We start from the raw sequence: 20,650 nt of genomic DNA, 5'->3' as shown, positions 1-20,650 counted from the left end.
TTTATTGCCAGCGGTGTTTTGCCATATTAATTCGTTGATTATTAAAAGTAACGCCCTCAGCAAGTAACTTTTCTCGTTGTATTTGATACTGCGCACAGCCCTGTGCAAACGCTATTTTACCTTGGCTGTTAACCACTCTATGCCATGGGATAGTAGAATCTTTAGGCATCTCTTTTAATAATCGACCAACTAGCCTTGCATTATTAGGATACCCTGCAAGCGCCGCTACTTGGCCATAACTGGCAACACACCCTGAGGGTATACTCGCAATAATAGTGTAAATAACCGTTTCTTTATTAACGTCCATTATTGTTTAAATACTCCTGACTGAGTAATTCAAATTGCTGCCAAATTTTACGGGCAACAGGACCATGGTGCATAGCATGTTGACGAAAAGCACGAATTTGCGCGCTAAACTGATGCTCTCTGTCTGTTACTATTATTTGCTGTAATGAGCCCGCGGTAATTTCTTTTTTACAGTGGCCTAAGCTCATCATTGCCCATCCTGCACCTGACAATAAAAACGACTTTAGGGTAGATATGTCATCTATTTTCATTACCGCAGCCCCTTTAGAATAAGACAACCTGTCGCTGTCTATGCTCAAGCCACTTTCAAACATCGCTAAACACGGGTAAAGTTGTAACTCATCGTAGGTAAGCTGCTTAGGTAAAATCCCTTTTGCGCCAACAATGCCTATATCTAGCTTGCCTATCGGTAAGCTTTCTAAATCGCCGGTGGCATGAAATAAATCAAACCATGGGCCAATCCCAAGCTCGGCTTGGCCGGTATTCACTTGCTCTAAAGATACAAACCGTTTACCACTGGTTAAACGAAATTCTGTACTAGAAAAATGCTTAAAAGTATTACTTATGATCTCGTTATAACTTTGCACATGACAAATTTGCTCATAGCAAACTCTATATTGCGCTTCATTCCCCAGCGCCAGCTCGGTTGCAAGCTGTGTAAGCTGCTCATTCGCGTTTAAAAGCTGTTTAGCTTCACGATGAAAAATACGTCCTTTTTCGGTAAGTTGTAATCGGTATTTAGAACGGTCGAGTAGATCAAAACCTAATTTCGCTTCTAAGTTTTTAATCGCCAGTGTCAATGCAGGCTGAGTTTTATGTAGCTTTAATGCAGCGCCACTTAAGCTCGCACTTTGCACAATAGCATCTAAAATTTGTAATTGATTAAGTTTCATAGTCAGCCCAGCACATTATAAGTAAAACTTATTGAGTTTCTAAAATTTAATGAATTTTATTTTATATGTTTGCAGCGTATGCTGCACTGACTTATTTAGCCTTTTTTTATCATGGAGATATCATGCCACTGTTTCGCTTATGTTTACTATCTGCGACATTACTAAGTTTAATAGGCTGCTCGGAGCCAGAGAAAATAGTTAAAGAAGAGCCGATTCGCCCTGTTAAATTATTTAGTATTGGTCATGATTCGCAAACAAACATACGCAGTTTTCCTGCGGAAGTCGTTGCAAACCAGGGCTCGTACCTGGCTTTTAGGGTCAATGGTGAGTTGGTTGAATTTCCTGTATTAGCCGGTGAGCAGGTAAAAAAAGGGCAACTATTGGCGAAATTAGACCCTGAAGATTTTCAATTACAATATAATGAGCGCAAAGCGCGCTATGAACTGGCTAAGTCGCAGCTAAAACGTATTAAACAACTATTTGATAAAAATATCACCAGTCAATCCGAGCTTGATCAAGCGGTTGCCAATGAACAAGTCGCTGAGTCAGCGTTTAAAATTGCAGAAACAAATTTAGAGTACAGTGAACTTCGTGCTCCTTTTGCTGGCATAGTAGCCAAAGTGTTTGTAAAAAACTTTGAAAGTATTCAAGCAAAACAAAATGTTTTGCGCTTAGAAACCCGTGATTTTATGGATGTAGCAATACAGGTTCCTGAAAAAATCGTGGCACGTATTCAAAAAGATACCCAATATCAACCTATGGTTGAATTTGATGGCTATCACGACAAGCAATACAAACTCACGCTTAAAGAATGGGATACCCAAGCCGATCCTGCAACACTCACCTATAAAGTGGTGTTTTCATTACCGGTGCCAGAAGATTTTAACTTACTTGCGGGTATGTCGGGACAAGTGATGATAGATTTGAGCAAAGTTACACGCTCACAAACCCCCTACACTATTTTACCTATTGAGTCGGTATTTTCAGATCCTAATAAAAGCCTAAGCGATAATGCCTATGTGTGGGTTTTTAATCAGCAAACTGGCACTGTGCATAAACAAGCAGTACAAGTGGGCCAATTGCATCACGACACTATTGAAGTTCTTAGCGGCGTAAAAGAAGGCCAACAAATTGTCTCTGCTGGTGTTCACTCTTTACAAGAGGGCATGTCTGTTCGCCCTTGGAATAAAGAGCGAGGCTTATAATTATGGGCTTTGCGCAACTATCTATTGAGAAAAAGGTCATTAGCTGGATGTTTACGCTGTTGCTGTTAATTGGCGGCAGTGTGTCTTATTTTGATTTAGGCCAGCTGGAAGACCCTGAATTCACTTTAAAAAAAGCCATGGTGATCACTTTATACCCGGGCGCCTCTCCACAGCAAGTAGAAGAAGAAGTCACATTTCCGATTGAAAATGCCATTCAACAGCTCCCTTATGTTGATTATGTCACCTCTATTTCATCCAATGGTAAATCACAAATTACCGTAGAAATGAAAAGCACCTATCGTAAACAAGAGCTTAGACAAATATGGGATGAAATGCGTCGTAAAATTAACGACCTTAGCCCGTCGCTGCCAAGTGGTGTTTACCCCAGTAATGTGATTGATGATTTTGCCGATGTTTACGGCGTTATGTTTGCCGTCACGGGCGATGGCTACTCGTATGATGAATTAAAAGACTATGTTGATTATTTAAAACGAGAACTTGTTTTAGTCAAAGGAGTGAGTAAAGTTACAATTGCGGGACAACAGCAGCCACAAGTAATGGTTGAGGTATCGACGCAAAAGCTTGCCCAACTCGGTATTGCGCCTAGTCATATTTATGATTTACTGCAATCACAAAACACCGTATCTAACGCTGGACGTATTCGCGTGGGTGATGAGTCTATTCGCTTGCACCCTACTGGTGAATTTAAAGATGTAAAAGAACTTGAAACCTTACTAATTTCAAAATCAGGTGCCAGCGAACTCATTTATCTAGGCGATGTTGCAAAGGTTTACCGTGAATATGCTGAAGTACCGACCAATGTGATTCATTACAATCAACAACAGGCTCTGCTTATTGGTGTGTCGTTTATGTCTGGGGTCAATGTTGTTGATGTGGGTAAACACATAGATGAGCACTTAGCATCTCTTGAGTATCAACGCCCGCATGGTATTGATATTAGCTCAGTGTATAACCAACCTAAAGAAGTAGAGCAGTCGGTAGATGGCTTTATTGTTAGTTTAATAGAGGCCATTGCAATAGTTATTGTAGTACTACTTATTTTTATGGGCTTTAAAAGTGGGGTTTTAATCGGCGGTATATTATTACTGACCGTATTAGGCACATTTATATTTATGAAGCTGTTTGCGATTGACTTACAACGTATATCATTAGGTGCGCTAATTATTGCACTAGGTATGCTGGTCGATAACGCCATTGTTGTGACCGAAGGTATTCTCATCAACCTCAAGCGCGGACAAACAAAGCTTAAAGCGGCAGTTAATATTGTCGATCAAACTAAGTGGCCACTACTTGGCGCAACAGTTATTGCCATAACCGCTTTCGCACCGATTGGTTTAAGCTCAGATGCCAGTGGTGAATTTGCTGGTAGCTTATTTTGGGTGCTGTTTATTTCTTTGCTCTTGAGCTGGATCACCGCAATTACGCTCACGCCGTTTTTTGCCCACTTGATGTTTAAAGAAACCGAATTTAAACACGAACATAATCAAGAGCATGAAGACCCTTACCAAGGCATCATATTCAATGGTTATAAAGCGATATTAAATTTAGCTATGCGCTTTAGAAAAACAACCTTAGTCCTTATGGTTGCTCTTTTATGCAGCGCTGTAGTGGGGTTTGGTGCTGTGAAGCAATCATTTTTTCCAGCCTCGAATACCCCGATGTTTTATGTCGATTACTGGCAAGATCAAGGCGCTGATATTCGCGCAACCCTTGAGGGCATTAAGCAGCTAGAAGCTTATTTACAAAAGAATGAACTGGTCACAGAAATCACCAGTACGGTTGGCCAAGGTGCGCCGCGTTTTATGCTGACTTACGCGCCTGAAAAATCCTACCCTGCTTATGGACAGTTAATTATTCGTGTCACCAATCGTGAAGCCGTCGCAAAAGTCATGCAAAAAGTGCGCGATTACGCAAAGCAACATCCACTGTCAGCAAAGTTAAAAGTAAAACCAATGGAGATTGGCCCCTCAACTGATGCCAAAATAGAAGCGCGGTTCTCAGGCCCCGATCCGGTTGTTTTAAGACAGCTTTCATCACAGGCTAAAGAGATTATCGCTAAAGACGACGGTGCCTTTAACATTCGAGATGATTGGCGTGCACGCACTAAAATGATTCGTCCGCAATTTAATGAACAAAAAGCGCGCCGTTTAGGGATCACCAAATTTGATCTTGACCAAGTTCTGTTAACGAGCCTGTCGGGTAAGCAAGTAGGTGTATATCGTGATGGTACGCAATTATTGCCTATTATTGCCCGTTCACCGGCAAGCGAGCGTTTAAATGTAGACAGTGTTCACGATTTACAAATTTATAGCCCTGTTTTACGCGTGTTTGTGCCGGTTACCCAAGTGGTTGATGAATTTATTGTTGAGTGGGAAGACAGCTTAATTATGCGTCGCGATCGTAAACGCACCATTACTGTGATGGCAGATCATGATGTTTTGGGTGATGAAACGCCTGCAAAATTATTTGCTCGGGTTCGCGCTGAGGTTGAAGCAATTGATTTACCCCGTGGCTATGAAATGCAATGGGGCGGCGAGTTCGAATCATCAAGCAAAGCGAAAAAGGCTATTTTTGGCTCGTTACCACTGGGCTATTTAGCAATGTTTGCAGTAACAGTATTACTGTTTAACTCAGTGAAAAAACCTTTGGTTATTTGGGCAACTGTACCGCTGGCTATTATTGGTGTTAGTGCAGGCTTATTAGTGATGAATGCGCCGTTTAGCTTTATGGCGCTACTGGGCTTATTAAGCTTAAGCGGCATGCTAATTAAAAACGGCATTGTACTGGTTGATCAAATAAACTTAGAACTGAGTGAAGGTAAATCGCCATATCAAGCAGTGTTTGACTCAGGCGTAAGCCGTGTGCGCCCTGTAGCCATGGCCGCTATCACGACAATACTTGGCATGATCCCATTACTATTCGATGTATTTTTTCAGTCGATGGCGGTCACCATTATGTTTGGCTTAGGGTTTGCCACCATACTGACGCTAATTGTAGTGCCGGTTTTATACACTGTGGTATTTAGGATTGATTACCCTAAACAGTAGGCTAACAAAAAACGCAGCTAAGGCTGCGTTTTTATTTGCTTTTTTACACAAGCTTAATTACTTTTTTAAGCTTAACGTGCCACTGCTGCGGGTTTTGTTTCCTGTGGCAGTATTTGCTTTGTGAGTATTTGATTTACCCACATAAGTAGTAGAGCGTTTTTGATAAGGCGTATTTCGACTACTTTTTTTAGCTTGCTTTTGTTGCTCGTCATTATTTTCACGACGTAGTTTCCCGCCCTGAAAGTCACGCTTATGAGCAGATTTAGCGCCACTATTTTTAGCTTGTTCAGTGTAATTGCGCTGTTCAGTATCATCATAAAGTGAGTGTTCTTGCGTTTTACCTGAATCAGCAATTGAGTCGTTAATGACCGCCATTTCAGCGTCGCTTAAATGTCGCCACTGCCCTACTTTTAAGCCTTTGAGAGTTACGTTCATAATACGCACACGTTTTAGTGTAACCACTTCGTAACCTAAGTATTCACACATACGGCGAATTTGACGGTTTAAACCTTGGGTTAAAATAATGCTAAATTGCTGCGCACCAGTCTGAGTAACTTTACATTTTTTAGTCACGGTATCTAAAATAGGAATACCGTTCGCCATTTTATTTACAAACTGACGATTAAGTGGTTTGTCTACAGTAACCACATATTCTTTTTCGTGGTTATTGCCAGCTCGTAAGATTTTATTAACGATATCGCCTTCATTGGTTAAAAAAATCAGCCCTTCTGAGGGTCTGTCTAAACGACCAATCGGAAATATACGTTCAGGATAATTAACGGCTTTAACTATATTACTTTGAATTTTACGCTCTGTGGTACAGGTAATGCCCACAGGTTTATTATAAGCAATATACACACGTTTAGGTGGTGCTTTTAATGGTTTACCATCAACCAAAACTACATCTGATTGGGCAACTTTAACACCCATTTCTGGTAATTCGCCATTAACGGTAACACGACCTTGCTCAATATATTTATCGGCTTCGCGGCGAGAGCAAAACCCGGTTTCACTAATAAATTTATTTAAACGCTTCAAGTCTGTCATTAGGCAAATCTTCTTAAATATAAAGGCGCATAGTTTAAACTACTCAAGCTATTTTTTCGCGGTTAATTTTCGCTAATTTACGCCATAGGTATTCAAGCGGGCCTTGCTTAAAATACCGGCAATAAATAGCTGTAAATATAAGCTGTACAATCACTAAGCTAATAGCGACGAGCCAATAATCGAGTCGGTTAAATTTGAGCGTCCACTGCGGAAAAAACACTTTAAACAATAATAACTGCATAATGGTTTGGCTTATGTATAAAGTAAACGCTAAGCGTCCAACTTGTTGGATAAGCCCCCCTATGTGGGCGCTGTTGTCACAAAGTTTAACGATTAAATGAATATAAAGCAGTGCAACACATAAGGCAGCAAGTTCATTAACAGGCTCTTGTAAGGCATAACCAATACCTTGATTGTATGGCACTAACATTAACCTTAAGCTAATAAATAACGCACTTAATAGAATAAGCTTAATAAGCAGCGCCTTACTAAGCCCTTTACTAAACACACCGTATTTGTAAGCCAAAATACCAATTAGCATAAACCCAGCACTAGCCCACAATAATAAAATAGGCACAGCCAACAACATATAGGCGCTCATTGCTATATTTTGGCTAAAGTGAGCACCGATGCTTTGGTAGTAACTAGTGTATATTTCGTAGTACTCGGGGGAATCTCTGTATAATGGCGCCTCATTAAGTCCTAACATAAATATGGCAATAGTCATTAAAGAAATAAAAGTAAAAAGCGCAGCTTTGTTTTTAAGCTCTTCATTCGTGTAATCTAAATAGCGCAATATAAATAAACCTGACACCCCATATAAAAACAAAATGTCGCCCGCCCACAATAAAAAACCATGTATTAAGCCAAACACAATTAGCCAATGTAATCGTTTTTTTAGTGGCTCAGTGCATTGGTATCGCTGATACTGAATATAAAGACCCGCACCAAACAGTAAAGTGAATAAAGTGCGAAACCGCCCTTCAACAAATATAAGGCTTAGTATGTTTAGAAACTGATCACTAGGTGGTGGTGTTGTGAGTGGCGTATAATTAAGCTCGAAAATAGCGAAGGAAAAACAGTTAATAAATACCAGACCAAGTACGGCTATGCCCCTTATAAAGTCCATATTATAATTGCGCAAAGCATGAATTCCCTAAATATTATCTTTATAGCTATCGGCCCATTGTACCGCTTGTTTGTATAATTTTGGTAAAAAAGCACTGTCTAAATTAATCAGTAATACTGCATTCTCAAGCGCCCACCAGCTTCCTGTTTCGTAGGCTTTTACTGTTTCAAGGATATAATATAAGTTATTTTTTTCACCAGTTAACGCTGCTTTTATATCTTCCGGGAATGGAAGTTTATCAACCAGCAAGTCCATTGGCTTGTCTAAAATAGCATCGAGCAGTGAAAAAAGCCCCGTTAAAAATGCTTCACCTTGAACCTGCTTAGCAACTTTAGCGGCTATTAATTCACAAAACCGTGCGCGAATAACGCACATCTGCATGAGCTCTATAGGCTTAGAGCGTGCTGTATGGGCAGTGACAATTAAACTAACAAACTTTTTTAAACGTGCTTGGCCGAGGTAAACTAACGCTTGTTTTAACGACGAAATTTGGCTTTGTAGCGGAAACACACCGCTATTTAATAAACGCAGTAACTTGTAGGCCAATGCCGCATCAAGCTCAAATAAACCGGTGATCACTTTAACATCAGGATCTGGCTTCATTACTTCTGAGTAAATAGCGATCACTAGGCCGTAATTATAGTGAATATCTTTTTGTTCTATCATCACTGGGCGCGCAAAATAATAACCTTGAAAATAATCAAAGCCCATTTTACGGGCCAATTTATATTCTTCATCGGTTTCTATTTTTTCGGCTAGTAGTTTAATATTTTTGTACTTTTTAAGCTTATTAACCACCAGCGGAATTTCAGCAAGTGGAGTAAGGCGAATATCAAATTTAATTAAGTTGACCAGCTTTAAAAAGCGCTCCCACTGCGGCGTATAAACAAAATCATCCAGGGCTAATTTGTAGTTACTGTGAAATAGCTTGCGACATAGCTCGTAGGTATCGTCGGTGGGCTCTATGGTTTCAAGTAATTCAATTACAACATCTTTACAAGGTAAAAAATCACACAAATCAAGTTTTAACGACTCAGGGCCAATATTGATCAATGCTTTTTTACCCGAGGTAATGTGACGAGTACCTAGGTTAAGCTGGTTTTCCATGATAAGCCTCGCCGTTGCTTGACCATCAGATACACCAGGAAAGCAATTTTCAGGACTATCGCGAAATAGCAGTTCATAAGCAACTACATTTTGATTCCGATTTAGTATTGCTTGCCTTGCCACAAATACAGACACATTACCTACTTTATATTATTTCCACCAGACTAAGTAATTAAAGCGTAAATAAGAACGGATGTCACTGAACTTTATAAAATTTTTTAATATAAGTATGTTATATAATCAGTTACCACACTATCCCAACTAAATCGTGCATCAGCAGCTCGCCTTTTTATTGCTTGCCATTGCTTAGGGTTTGTTTGATATAGGCTAAGTGCCTCAGTTAAACTCTGCAAGAGTGCATCAGCTTGTGTACTTAGCGTATCGCCGTTAAAACAAAATCCACTGACATTATGCTCTACGGTATCTTTTAAACCTCCGACACTGTGCACTAAGCAAGGTTGGCCGGCTCGCATTGCGAGCATCTGGCTAATCCCACAGGGCTCAAAAGAACTCGGCATTAAAAATAAATCACCTAATTGATACATTAAATCGCCAACATCTTGCCCATAGCCTTTTAAAAACAAAAAGTTGTTATTACGTGCCATGGCGCAGGTAAAAAGGTGTTCAAGTTTACTATCGCCTGAGCCCAGCACAAGTAAACGCCCCTTAAATTGATTAATGATCTGACACACTGAATCAATAGTCAGGTCTTTGCTTTGTTGCTGGCAAAGTAACAATACTTTTTGCTCAGTGAGCCGCCCTACACTTGTTACAAGTGGCCCTTGCTTATCACACGCCATAAATTGTAAAACACGCTGATGGGCGATGTAGTGGCTGCTGTGTAATTGCGCGCTTTTTGCCATCCAACTAAACAAAGTCGATTCTATTTGCTCTAATAGCTGACTATAGGTTGCTTCATGTTCGTCTTGAATTGCGTAATCACAGCCGTTGAGTATGCCAATTAATTTGCCTTGCTCAGCCGCTTGTTGTAAATCTCGTTCAAGTCCTTCGCCACCAAAGAATCCGTGGGCGTCATTACTTGCTATTTGCACTTCTTGGCTATAACTCGGTGAAACCACATGTACTTTGTCGGCTAAATTAATGGCACTGCGCATAGGGTTAAAGCAATGCGGATAACGAGGGTCGCATAATCGTTGCCCGTCGTAACTTAACGAGGGAAACCATGCTTCTAAGCTGGAATCATCCCCTTTAAAAGGACGAATTCCCTGCAAAGCTAAATTGTGCACCGTATATACCAAGCGCAGCTTAGCAAGCTTGCCATAACGAGGGTTAAATTTAAGTAACACGGCCACACAGGCACTGTGCCAATCATGCAAATGTAAAGTGTTGGGTTGTGTTAATACGCCCTGTATCAGGGCCTCACAAATAGCGGCATTAAACAGTGCAAACTTGGTTGCATCGGTAGCAAATGGTCTATTATCGTTGTCGTTACAATACACACTCAATGATTGACTAAAAAGAGGATGACTTATAACTATTTGCCTCACTCCTTTTTGATTCTGTGTAATTTCAAACAAAGATAAAACGTGGGTCTCTGACTTAAATGCCACACCCACTTCACCAATAAAACAGCGCTCACCTAGTTCAAAACCATAATCAGGAATAACCACATCCACCGTCGGCCCCTGCGCCACTAACGCCTTTGGTACATCACGAATAACATCAGCAACACCACCAACTTTGGCATTAGGTAACGCATCATTCTCTGCAGCAACCATTAATACATGCATTAATTTACTCTTATAGTTTGCTGCAAGGCTTTCGCCTTGCTCTTTTAATTATTATTTATTAACGATGTGACTTATTGTCTAACTTCATCAGCATATCGCGGGTGACCAGTACAATCCCTTTTTTTGATACCCGAAATCCATTGGCTTCATCGGTTTTACGATCAAAACCAATCTCTAATCCAGGTGGGATCTCACAGCTTCTATCTATAATTGCTCGCTTAATTTTACACCCTCGATTTACAATAGCACCGGGTAAAATGACCGATTCCTCAATGGTACAATATGAACGAATATGTACATTAGAAAATAATAATGATTTTCTCACTAAAGAGCCGGAAACAATACACCCACCCGACACCGTTGAGTCAACCGCCATCCCTCGGCGATCATCATCATCAAAAATAAATTTGGCAGGAGGAAGTTGCTCTTGGTAAGTCCAAATTGGCCAAGTAGGATCGTACAAATCCAGTTGAGGCTCCGGCATAACCAGTTCCATATTTGCTTCCCAAAACGAATCTAGAGTTCCCACATCGCGCCAATAGGGTTGTCCTACTTGTGCGGGATCTCTAAACGGGTAGGCAAACACATTATGTTCTTCAATAATGGCAGGAATTATATCATGGCCAAAATCACGCCCTGAGCCCTCTGTTTGCGCATCTTTTTGTAGCTGCTCAAATAAAAACTCAGTATTAAATACATAATTTCCCATTGATGCTAAACAGGTGCCTGGTTTACCAGGCACTGAGCTGGGCTCGGCAGGTTTTTCGTCAAAACGACGTACACGACTTTCTTCATCAACCGTCATCACACCAAAGGTACCCGCAGCTTCTTCAACCGGTACTTCTAAACAGCATACCGTCATGTCAGCGCCATTTTCTACATGCTTTGCCAACAGCCCGCCATAATCCATACGATACACATGGTCGCCAGATAAAATCATCACATATTTAGGTAACTCATGGCGAATAATATCCATATTTTGAAATACCGCATCGGCAGTACCGCAATACCATTCATCACCATGGCGCTGTGACGCAGGTAATATTTCAACTGACTCACCTAATTCCTTTTTAAAATGCCCCCACGCTCGATTTACATGACGAATCAGTGAGTGTGATTTATATTGCGTTGCAATTCCGACACGTCTTACACCTGAGTTAATGCAATTTGATAGTGGAAAATCAATAATACGATGTTTACCACCAAAATAAACGGCGGGTTTAGCACGCCAGTCGGTTAGCTCATGCAAGCGAGAACCGCGACCTCCGGCAAGAATTAAAGCGTAGGTTTCTCTTGTTAAATTACTTATATAACGATTTGCATAACTGGGCATATTACTCTCTCCGTTTAGTGTCAGCTGTTAGTGTCAGTGTTTGTTTTTACTGTTTGGTGTGTGGTATCTAGTGGAGTTAAATGCCATATATCATCACAATATTGACTAATTGTTCTGTCACTAGAAAATGAGCCACTGGCGGCAGTATTTAAAATACTCATTTGAGTCCAGTAGGTTTGATCTGCATAGGCTTTATCAACATCACGTTGCGCAGCTATATAGCTGGCAAAGTCATGGGCGGTTAACCAAGGATCGTTGTTACTTTTAATGCCATTAATCACATCGTCAAATAAGCCAGGTTCAAATAGATTGAAATGGCCACTTTCGAGTAAGTGCATCACACTATTCAAATCAGGGTTATTCGCAATTATTTCACTGGGGTTATAATGTGCTTTTATGTCGTCAATGTGCTCAGCTTGTGCGCCAAATAAGAAGAAGTTCTCAGCCCCAACAGCGTCACGTATTTCGATATTAGCGCCATCTAGGGTGCCTATTGTTAGCGCGCCATTCATCATAAACTTCATGTTGCCGGTACCTGAAGCCTCTTTGCCAGCGGTTGATACTTGCTCCGATAAGTCCGTTGCAGGGCAAATGGTTTCCATGGCGGTGACATTATAATTAGGTAAAAACGCGACTCTTAGAAAAGCAGATACCTGTGGGTCTTTATTGATCACCTCAGCAACATTATTAATGAGTTTAATGATTTTTTTAGCCATCATGTAACCCGGTGCTGCTTTACCACCTAATAAAACGCAACGAGGCACCATGCCTTGTGTGTCGCCACGGCGTATGCGGTCATATAAATGAATAACGTGTAAAATGTTAAGTAACTGGCGCTTATATTCGTGAATACGTTTTACCTGCACATCAAATAGCATATTGATATCAAACTCTACGCCACATCTTTGTTTTACTAAATCAACTAAGCGTTGTTTGTTTTGCTGTTTTGCTTGCTGCCACTTTATATGAAACTGCGGGTCATCGTAGTAACGACGTAATTGGCCAATTTGTGCAAAATCACCTATCCAGTCTTTGCCTATTTTTTCGCTAATGATCTGGCTTAAACTCGGATTGCAGTATGCAAGCCAGCGCCGTGGAGTAACACCATTGGTTTTGTTGTTAAATTTATCAGGCCATAGCGCGTAAAAATCTTTAAACAAACCCGCGGTTAATAACTGCGTATGTAGCGCTGCCACACCATTGACAGAGTAACTGCCGACAATGGCTAAAAAGGCCATACGTATTTGCGGCTCGCCCCCTTCTTCAATTAATGATAAATCCCGTTGTTTTTGCACATCACCTGGCCAATGCATGGCCACCTCGGCTAAAAAGCGGGCATTAATTTCATAAATAATCTCTAAAATACGCGGTAATAATTTAGCAAATAACGATACCGACCACTTCTCTAATGCCTCTGGTAGTAAGGTATGATTTGTGTAAGCCATGGTTTTGGTGGTGATATTCCATGCCTGATCCCAATCCAGTTCATGGTCATCAACTAAAATTCGCATCAGCTCGGCAACCGCAATACTTGGGTGGGTATCGTTAAGCTGAAACACATGATGCTGAGCAAATTCAGTAAAATCATTACCGTATTGTTCAATCCATTGTGTAAGTACATCTTGAATACTTGCCGATGATAAAAAGTATTGTTGACGTAATCTCAGCTCTTTACCATTTTCACTGCTGTCGTTAGGGTACAACACCATGGTTATTTGCTCAGCGAGATTTTTTTGTGCTACTGCTTCAGAATAACTTCCGGCATTAAATTCTGTTAAATTAAATTCGTCCGTTGCTTCAGACTTCCAAAGTCTAAGGGTATTAACAATATTATTTTTATAGCCCGGAATAGGTACATCATAAGGCACTGCTAATACATCTTGAGAACTGATCCATTGGCGATGCTCACGGCCAAATTTATCGGTGTAGCTTTGTACATAACCAGAAAACTTAACCCGTTTAGCTTGCTCCGGTGCGCTTAATTCCCAAGGATGACCTTCTCGTAACCAGTTATCTGGTTGCTCAACCTGATTACCCTCTTTTATTGACTGATTAAACATGCCATATTCATAACGAATACCGTAACCGACTACTGGCAGCGCTAAACTGGCACAGCTATCTAAAAAACAGGCCGCTAGTCGCCCTAAGCCGCCATTGCCTAAACCGGCATCATGCTCAGCTTGTTCAACACTTTCAAGCTCAGTACAGTAAGCTTGCAGTGCCTTTGTAACTTGTGATTCTAAATCTAGATTTAATACTGCATTACCCAGCGCTCTGCCCATTAAAAACTCTAACGATAAATAGGCTGTTTTACGGCGTTTTTGTTGTTTTATTTGTTGATTGGTTTCCCTGCAGCGTGCCACTAACCGGTCTCTGATCGTCAGTGCTAATGCATGATACAAATACAGCTGTGACTCGCCCACCATATCACGCCCTAAGGTGTAATAAAAGTGTCGTGTTAAATCATCACTTAAAGTACTTTCGTCTATCACTGGGCCTGCTTGCCAGCCTTTTACTACACACACTTGCTCGTCTTGCTTAGTCATAATCATCGCCTTCTAAATTGGCACTAAAAACCCAACTACTTTGTGCTGAAATATTCACGGTTGCATCTTCTTGAATAACAGATGATGCGTTATTTACACTTGATAATACTAACGTCCATGGCGCGATAATGGGCGATTGTGGTAATTGGCAGACCACAGGCAGTTTACTAGCATTAAGAATAATTAATAACGCATGCTTATTTTGCTTATCAAGTAAGCTATACATTAAAAATTGCCGTGTATCTTCATGCCAATGTGTTTCATCCATTTTTTTACCTTGCTCGGTAAACCACTTAACGGTGAAGCGCTCATCAATATCATCCAAAAACACACTGTGTTTAAATGCACTGTGACCACGCCTGATTTTTAGCGCATCATCAATAAACTGAATCAATGAATGATTCAGTTGTGAGTCTTTCCAGGCAAGCCAGCTGGTGCGATTATTTTGACAATAAGCGTTATTATTACCGCCTTGCGAGTGCGCCATCTCACTGCCAGCGGCTATCATTGGCACGCCTTTGGAGAGTAATAAGGTGAGTAGAAAGTTTTTTTGTTGTTGTAAGCGCAAACTCATTACTTCTGGGTCGCTGGTAAATCCCTCAACCCCGCAGTTAAACGAATAATTAGCGCTATGGCCATCCTGGTTGTTTTCACCATTGGCCTGGTTATGTTTTTGCTCATAACTGACTAAGTCGGCTAACGTAAACCCATCATGGCTGGTAATAAAGTTAATGCTATTTAGCGGGCCTCGGTTACTGTGTTCAAAAATATCAAACGAGCCATGTAAACGCTTTGCCACATCACTAATAATGCCTTTTTCACTTTGCCAAAAGCGTTTAATCACATCACGATATTGATCGTTCCACTCTCGCCAAGGTGAAGGAAATGCACCAAGCTGATAACCACCAGGGCCTATATCCCACGGCTCACTGATCAGTTTAACTTTATTTAACACAGGATCTTGGGCAATTGCTTGTAAAAAGGTGTGAGACGCACTAAAGCCCGTATTTGAACGCGCTAAAATGGTGGCTAAATCAAATCGAAAGCCATCAACGCCCATAACTTCAACCCAGTAACGTAAGCTGTCGAGTACCAATTGTAAGGTTTTAGGGTGATCGATATTTAACGTATTGCCACACCCTGTATCATTAATATAAACATTGGGTTGCCGCTCAATGGTGCGATAATATGTCAGGTTGTCGAGCCCTCGCAGAGATAAAATAGGGCCATCATTTCCTCCCTCTGCGGTGTGGTTGTATACCACATCCAAAATAACTTCAATATTGGCGCGATGTAACTCACTCACCATTTGTTTAAATTCGTTTATATCGTCATTAACCAAATAGTCTTTATGAGGAGTAAAAAAATTAAGACTATTATAGCCCCAGTAATTTTGCAGTCCTTTAGCGGTTAAAAACTGTTCGCTTATAAAAGCATGCACAGGCAAAAGCTCAATAGCCGTTACCCCTAAACTTTTTAAATGCTCAATAAAACTGGGATGACTCAAACCTAAAAATGTCCCTTGTAGCGCTTTAGGGATATCAGGATGGCGACAGGTAGCACCTTTAACATGGCACTCATAAATAACGGTATTGGCCCAACTATGCTGTGGCTTATTATTTGAATAAGCAACCGGCGCAGTCACTTTTGATTTAGGCATATCTATCGCATTATTAACCACGCTTTTAGTGCCAATGGGCATTTGCCCGTAATGACGTTCGCTCCAAGTAAATTCGTTAAACAAGTCTTTTGCATACGGATCAATCAGTAATTTATGCTCATTAAATAACATGCCTTTTTCTGGGATGTATTCGCCATCAACCCTAAAGCCATACAATGCGCCTGTGCTTAATGGGGCTATATGAATGCTCCATACGCCGCCTTCATTAATATTCATGGCTATTTTTAATATTTCTGTATGACCACTTTTATCAAATAAGCACACAAAAGCTTGGCTTGCATTAGGGGCATACAAGGCAAAGTTGACGCCTTGGTTTTGTACACTCGAACCCAGTGGCAAAGGCGCACCCTGAGTAACCTCAAAGCAATTACTCATCATTCACCTTTTCTAAGTAAAGTGTGGTTAAGCCACCAATATTAACTGTAATACTGTGATCAAACCCATGACTTGGCTGAACGACTGAATGGATAAGCTGGTTTTTATCCTCTGTGACACGATAACCTGAGCCAAAAAAGCAAACTTCATCGGTATTTAATACCACTTTATATGTGCCCTTCGCTGGCACACCTAAGGTGTAGTGTTGATAAGCCGTTGGTGTAAAGTTAGCGACAATAACCATAAACTGGTCAGCATTTTTAGCATAACGAATAAAGCTAAACATACTCTGCTGGCTGTTATTATTATCTATCCATGAAAAGCCCGTTGCACAGCTATCGAGCTCATATAAAGATGGATGCGCTTGATACACTTGATTAAGACGTTTAACCGTATGCTGAATCCCTTGATGGCTTTGATGCTCAAGCAAGTGCCAGTCTAGTGAATGGTCATGATCCCACTCTTTACGCTGTGCTATTTCGGCGCCCATAAACAGTAATTTTTTGCCTGGATGTGCCCACATAAACGCATAATAAGCACGTAAGTTTGCAAACTGCTGCCAATCGTCACCGGGCATTTTGTTTAGTAGTGATCCCTTGCCATGCACCACTTCATCATGACTGAGCGGTAAAATATAATTTTCACTAAATGCATACACCATAGAAAATGTCATTTTATGATGGTGATATTTTCTAAATAACGGATCTTGCTGCATATAATCTAAGCTGTCATTCATCCAGCCCATATTCCATTTATAACCAAAACCTAAGCCATTGTGTTCAACACTTTGCGTGACCCCAGGCCAAGCCGTTGACTCCTCGGCAACCATCATAATGCCGGGGTTATTTTTATAACTGCGTAAGTTCACTTGTTTTAGGCACTCTATTGCCCCTAAGTTTTCTCGACCGCCATAACAATTAGCTACCCACTGTCCTTCTTTACGACTGTAATCAAGGTAAAGCATTGACGCCACCGCATCTACACGCAGTCCGTCTATGCCAAATTGGCTAAGCCAATACATCGCATTAGAAATTAAAAAGCTTTTTACTTCAGGGCGGTCATAATTATAAATATAAGTGTTCCAATCAGGATGAAACCCTTGGCGCATATCAGCGTGTTCGTATAAATGGGTGCCATCAAAGCAATGTAAGCCATGTGGGTCGCTTGGAAAGTGCCCAGGAACCCAATCAAGTAATATGCCTATGTTAGCTTTATGACATTGCTCAACTAAGTATTTAAAGCTGTTGTAATCACCAAAGCGGCTCGTAGGTGCAAACAGCCCTACTGGCTGATAACCCCAAGAGCCATCAAACGGGTATTCACTGATCGGCATAAGTTGTAAATGCGTGAACCCCATTTCAATCACGTAGCCTACAAGCTTATCTGCAAGCTCGGTGTAGCTTAAGTAACGGTTATGCTCAGCGCGTTGCCAAGAGCCTAAGTGCACTTCATAAATACTAATAGCGGCATCAATATGATTACGCTTTTGGCGATTTATAATCGCTTGTTCACTTAGCAAAATAGGCGCTGGTTTGTACTGTAATATACTGGCAGTGCCCGGTGCTTGCTGCATTTTAAATGCAAAAGGATCGGCTTTATCTAAAACTTCGCCACTGAGCGTAGTAATAGCAAATTTGTAGCACATGTCTGCACTTAAACCCGGGATAAATAATTCCCATACCCCACTTGCCGGATGAAATCGCATAAAATGGCGATTCGCTTGCCAAAAATTAAACTCACCAATAACCGATACACTGGCGGCATTAGGCGCCCACACACAAAAACGAACACCATCTACCCCTTGTTGTGTAGTAAATTGCGCACCTAGGTGAGTATAAGCATGCTCAAGGCTACCTTCGTTAAACAAGTACATAGCCTGTTCATCCAATGTACTGCTGAAGCTGTATTCATCATAAAATGTAACATCGCTATTTTCATAACTAACCTGGCATTGGTAAACACTGCTAGGCATGCTTGATAACTCAGCGATAAATAAATCACTGTGTTTATAGCGTAACGTGCTAATAACTTGACCATCAATTAACAGTTCGACGCGTAATGCCGCTGGCAAATAGACGCGTATTTCAGTGCCACTTTGGGTGTTGTGCGCGCCTAAAAAACTAAACGGGTCTTTAAATCGCCCTGCAGTTAATGCGTTTACCTGTGCGTCATAATCAACTAATTGCGTTGATACCCTATTTTTAGTACTGCCCATTTACGCATTCCTTATTGAATGTATTGCAGCCAAAAGAGCAGCATTATCTTTAAAAATATCGTCGCATGTATGTGTGAGTACCCGTCGCCAATTAGGATACTCTTTATCGGTGCCAGGAATATTGACTGGGTAGTGTTGCTTGTCTAAATCATCAAGCTGTAATGCAAATAAACGAGACGGCGATTTAGCTAAACATACAGCCAAAGCGCTATAAACATCAAAAGCATCCGTGTTAAGTGAAAAGGAAGTGTTTTGTGGATTTAAAAAGCGTAATAACCGGTGTTGCTCTTGCTCTCGCTGCTGAACTAACTGCTGATACTCATCAGTATCAATCAGCCCATACTGCTGTTTAATTTTTAAATCGCTATGCTGCCACCAGCCCACAAATGGCGGTACATCATGATTGGCTATCATTAGCAGGCATTGATCGCTAAGGTCATCGCTATTTACAAATTCATCATTTTGTTGTTTTTCAAAATAAAATAAGCTGTTTGAGAAAATGCCACTATCAACCAGTGCCTCTTTTACCTCAGGTGGTACAACCCCTAAATCTTCGCCTATTACTATGGCCTGATTAAGATGAGATTCAATTTTTAAAATTGCTAATAAATGCTCAAATGGGTAGTACACATAACAGCCATCTTGGGTATTATTGTTTATGAAACACCACCACAAACGCCTAATCGCCATTACATGGTCGATTCGTAACCCGCCTACTGCATCCATATTAGCGCGTATGAGTGAACGATAAAACTGATAGTTATTGTCAGCAAGGCGCTGCGGGTTTATTGCTGGTAGCCCCCAATTTTGGCCGTTAGGTGCCCAAGGATCTGGTGGTGCACCAAGGGTTGCATCTTGACTAAATAATCCCTGCTGATATTTAAATTCAGTGCCCTCATTAGCACAGCCCACCGCTAAATCATTAATTAAACCAATCGCCATCCCTTGGACAATACAATGCTGTTGGCATTGCGTAAGTTGGCTGTGTGCTTGCCATTGGAGGTAATATTCAAATGTGGGCTCTGTAGTTTCTAACATAGCCAGCACATCATTGTACTGTTTACAAAACGCACTAAATTCGTTTTGCCGTGCTTGACTGCCCTGTTGTTGAAAATGCTTAAAAAGCAGCTTAAAAGCAGCATATTTACACTCAGTAACCGTTTTATAATCAATAAAGGCTACATCTTGGTCGCTGTATTTACTTGAGGTATAAGCAGATAACAACTCAGTTAAATCCGGATTGTTAAAGCTGTCTGGCGATAAATTAATTGCGATATATAGCGGATTGAGTAAGGCACGATTGTTTGGGTTGTAGGGGCTGGCGCACTCAGGGTTATCTGCAAACAATAAGTGCAATGGGTTAAGTAAAATATAATCCATATTTTGCTTTGCACATAAGGTTGCCAACTCAAGTAAATCACTAAAATCGCCAATCCCGAGTCCGGCTTTATTTTTTAATGTATATAACTGAATTGATAAGCCAAAGCGTTTTTTATCCGCTATTTGGTAGGCTTGTTCAGGGGTAGACCAAATTTGTGTTTTAGCTGATTGCTCACCCATCGTTAATAACGCATCATAATAACCGGTTGGTAAATGCGTCAGTGGTAGCGCTATTTCTATATAACGACACCCATTTACAAAGTACTCACCTAATGCTGCATACTGAGCAATGTGTTCAAATTGCAGCTTTATATTTAATGCTGCCACAGTTAATGTAATTTTGTGATGCGTATCAGCTTCATTAACACGCACCTTTAGCACATTACTAGCCTGATCTATTATGCTAACAGCAGGTGCGAGTGTTAACCATGTAGCCGCATCCAATTGATAATTTAACTGGGTTATTTGCGACGTATCACGCGTGTCAACGCCACAGCAGTGCAAAGCAGATATACGGGTGTCTTCGCTAAATATAACGTGTTCACCCGTATACTTAGTGTATTCGTAACCAATACCATGCAAATAAAACAATTGCGATAGTGCGTCCATTCAGC

Annotated in this window: 13 protein-coding genes; 2 read left to right on the top strand and 11 right to left on the bottom strand. The window is 40.8% G+C overall.

From position 1 onward, the window contains the following. Position 1: 1 nt before the first annotated feature. Positions 2 to 307 (bottom strand): MGMT family protein, encoded by a 306-nt coding sequence (locus tag AAGD16_RS17460; RefSeq protein ID WP_058156002.1) that lies wholly within the window; start codon positions 305 to 307, stop codon positions 2 to 4. Further along, positions 297 to 1,199, bottom strand: coding sequence for a LysR family transcriptional regulator (locus AAGD16_RS17455; protein ID WP_013463247.1), 903 nt, complete (start codon positions 1,197 to 1,199; stop codon positions 297 to 299). The genes AAGD16_RS17460 and AAGD16_RS17455 overlap by 11 nt, the downstream gene beginning before the upstream one ends. A gap of 122 nt (positions 1,200 to 1,321) precedes the next feature. On the opposite strand from AAGD16_RS17455, the gene AAGD16_RS17450 reads away from it, so the two are divergent. Continuing rightward, positions 1,322 to 2,404, top strand: a complete 1,083-nt coding sequence (locus tag AAGD16_RS17450) for an efflux RND transporter periplasmic adaptor subunit (RefSeq protein ID WP_013463246.1) — start codon at positions 1,322 to 1,324, stop codon at positions 2,402 to 2,404. A 2-nt stretch (positions 2,405 to 2,406) separates the two neighbouring features. Then, complete coding sequence (locus tag AAGD16_RS17445; protein ID WP_013463245.1) at positions 2,407 to 5,472, top strand: efflux RND transporter permease subunit; 3,066 nt, start codon at positions 2,407 to 2,409, stop codon at positions 5,470 to 5,472. A 57-nt stretch (positions 5,473 to 5,529) separates the two neighbouring features. On the opposite strand, the gene rluF is transcribed toward AAGD16_RS17445, so the two are convergent. From rluF to malQ, 9 genes are all read right to left on the bottom strand, one after another. Continuing rightward, positions 5,530 to 6,519 (bottom strand): 23S rRNA pseudouridine(2604) synthase RluF, encoded by a 990-nt coding sequence (gene rluF / locus AAGD16_RS17440; protein WP_024600878.1) that lies wholly within the window; start codon positions 6,517 to 6,519, stop codon positions 5,530 to 5,532. 43 nt (positions 6,520 to 6,562) lie between these two features. After that, a complete protein-coding gene (locus AAGD16_RS17435) occupies positions 6,563 to 7,648 on the bottom strand; it encodes a DUF418 domain-containing protein (RefSeq protein WP_024600879.1) in 1,086 nt (361 codons plus the stop codon). Positions 7,649 to 7,675: 27 nt separating this feature from the next. Continuing rightward, positions 7,676 to 8,890 (bottom strand): EAL and HDOD domain-containing protein, encoded by a 1,215-nt coding sequence (locus AAGD16_RS17430; RefSeq protein ID WP_024600880.1) that lies wholly within the window; start codon positions 8,888 to 8,890, stop codon positions 7,676 to 7,678. Between the two features lie 83 nt (positions 8,891 to 8,973). After that, on the bottom strand, positions 8,974 to 10,506 hold the full coding sequence (locus AAGD16_RS17425) for a glycogen synthase (protein ID WP_377115459.1): 1,533 nt from the start codon (positions 10,504 to 10,506) through the stop codon (positions 8,974 to 8,976). A 58-nt stretch (positions 10,507 to 10,564) separates the two neighbouring features. After that, positions 10,565 to 11,839 (bottom strand): glucose-1-phosphate adenylyltransferase, encoded by a 1,275-nt coding sequence (gene glgC, locus AAGD16_RS17420; RefSeq protein ID WP_013463240.1) that lies wholly within the window; start codon positions 11,837 to 11,839, stop codon positions 10,565 to 10,567. Between the two features lie 20 nt (positions 11,840 to 11,859). Beyond that, positions 11,860 to 14,385, bottom strand: a complete 2,526-nt coding sequence (locus AAGD16_RS17415) for a glycogen/starch/alpha-glucan phosphorylase (RefSeq protein ID WP_377115454.1) — start codon at positions 14,383 to 14,385, stop codon at positions 11,860 to 11,862. Beyond that, positions 14,378 to 16,441 (bottom strand): glycogen debranching protein GlgX, encoded by a 2,064-nt coding sequence (glgX, locus tag AAGD16_RS17410; RefSeq protein WP_377115451.1) that lies wholly within the window; start codon positions 16,439 to 16,441, stop codon positions 14,378 to 14,380. The genes AAGD16_RS17415 and glgX overlap by 8 nt, the downstream gene beginning before the upstream one ends. Beyond that, on the bottom strand, positions 16,434 to 18,656 hold the full coding sequence (glgB, locus tag AAGD16_RS17405; protein ID WP_058155994.1) for a 1,4-alpha-glucan branching protein GlgB: 2,223 nt from the start codon (positions 18,654 to 18,656) through the stop codon (positions 16,434 to 16,436). Before glgB ends, glgX begins: the two co-directional genes overlap by 8 nt. Next, complete coding sequence (gene malQ / locus AAGD16_RS17400; RefSeq protein WP_377115447.1) at positions 18,657 to 20,645, bottom strand: 4-alpha-glucanotransferase; 1,989 nt, start codon at positions 20,643 to 20,645, stop codon at positions 18,657 to 18,659. It abuts the gene before it with no gap. Between the last annotated feature and the right edge of the window lie 5 nt (positions 20,646 to 20,650).

This window comes from Pseudoalteromonas sp. M58, from assembly GCF_042604605.1.
Taxonomy (GTDB): Bacteria; Pseudomonadota; Gammaproteobacteria; order Enterobacterales; family Alteromonadaceae; genus Pseudoalteromonas; species Pseudoalteromonas tetraodonis.
This window is presented reverse-complemented; position numbering and strand designations above follow the sequence as displayed.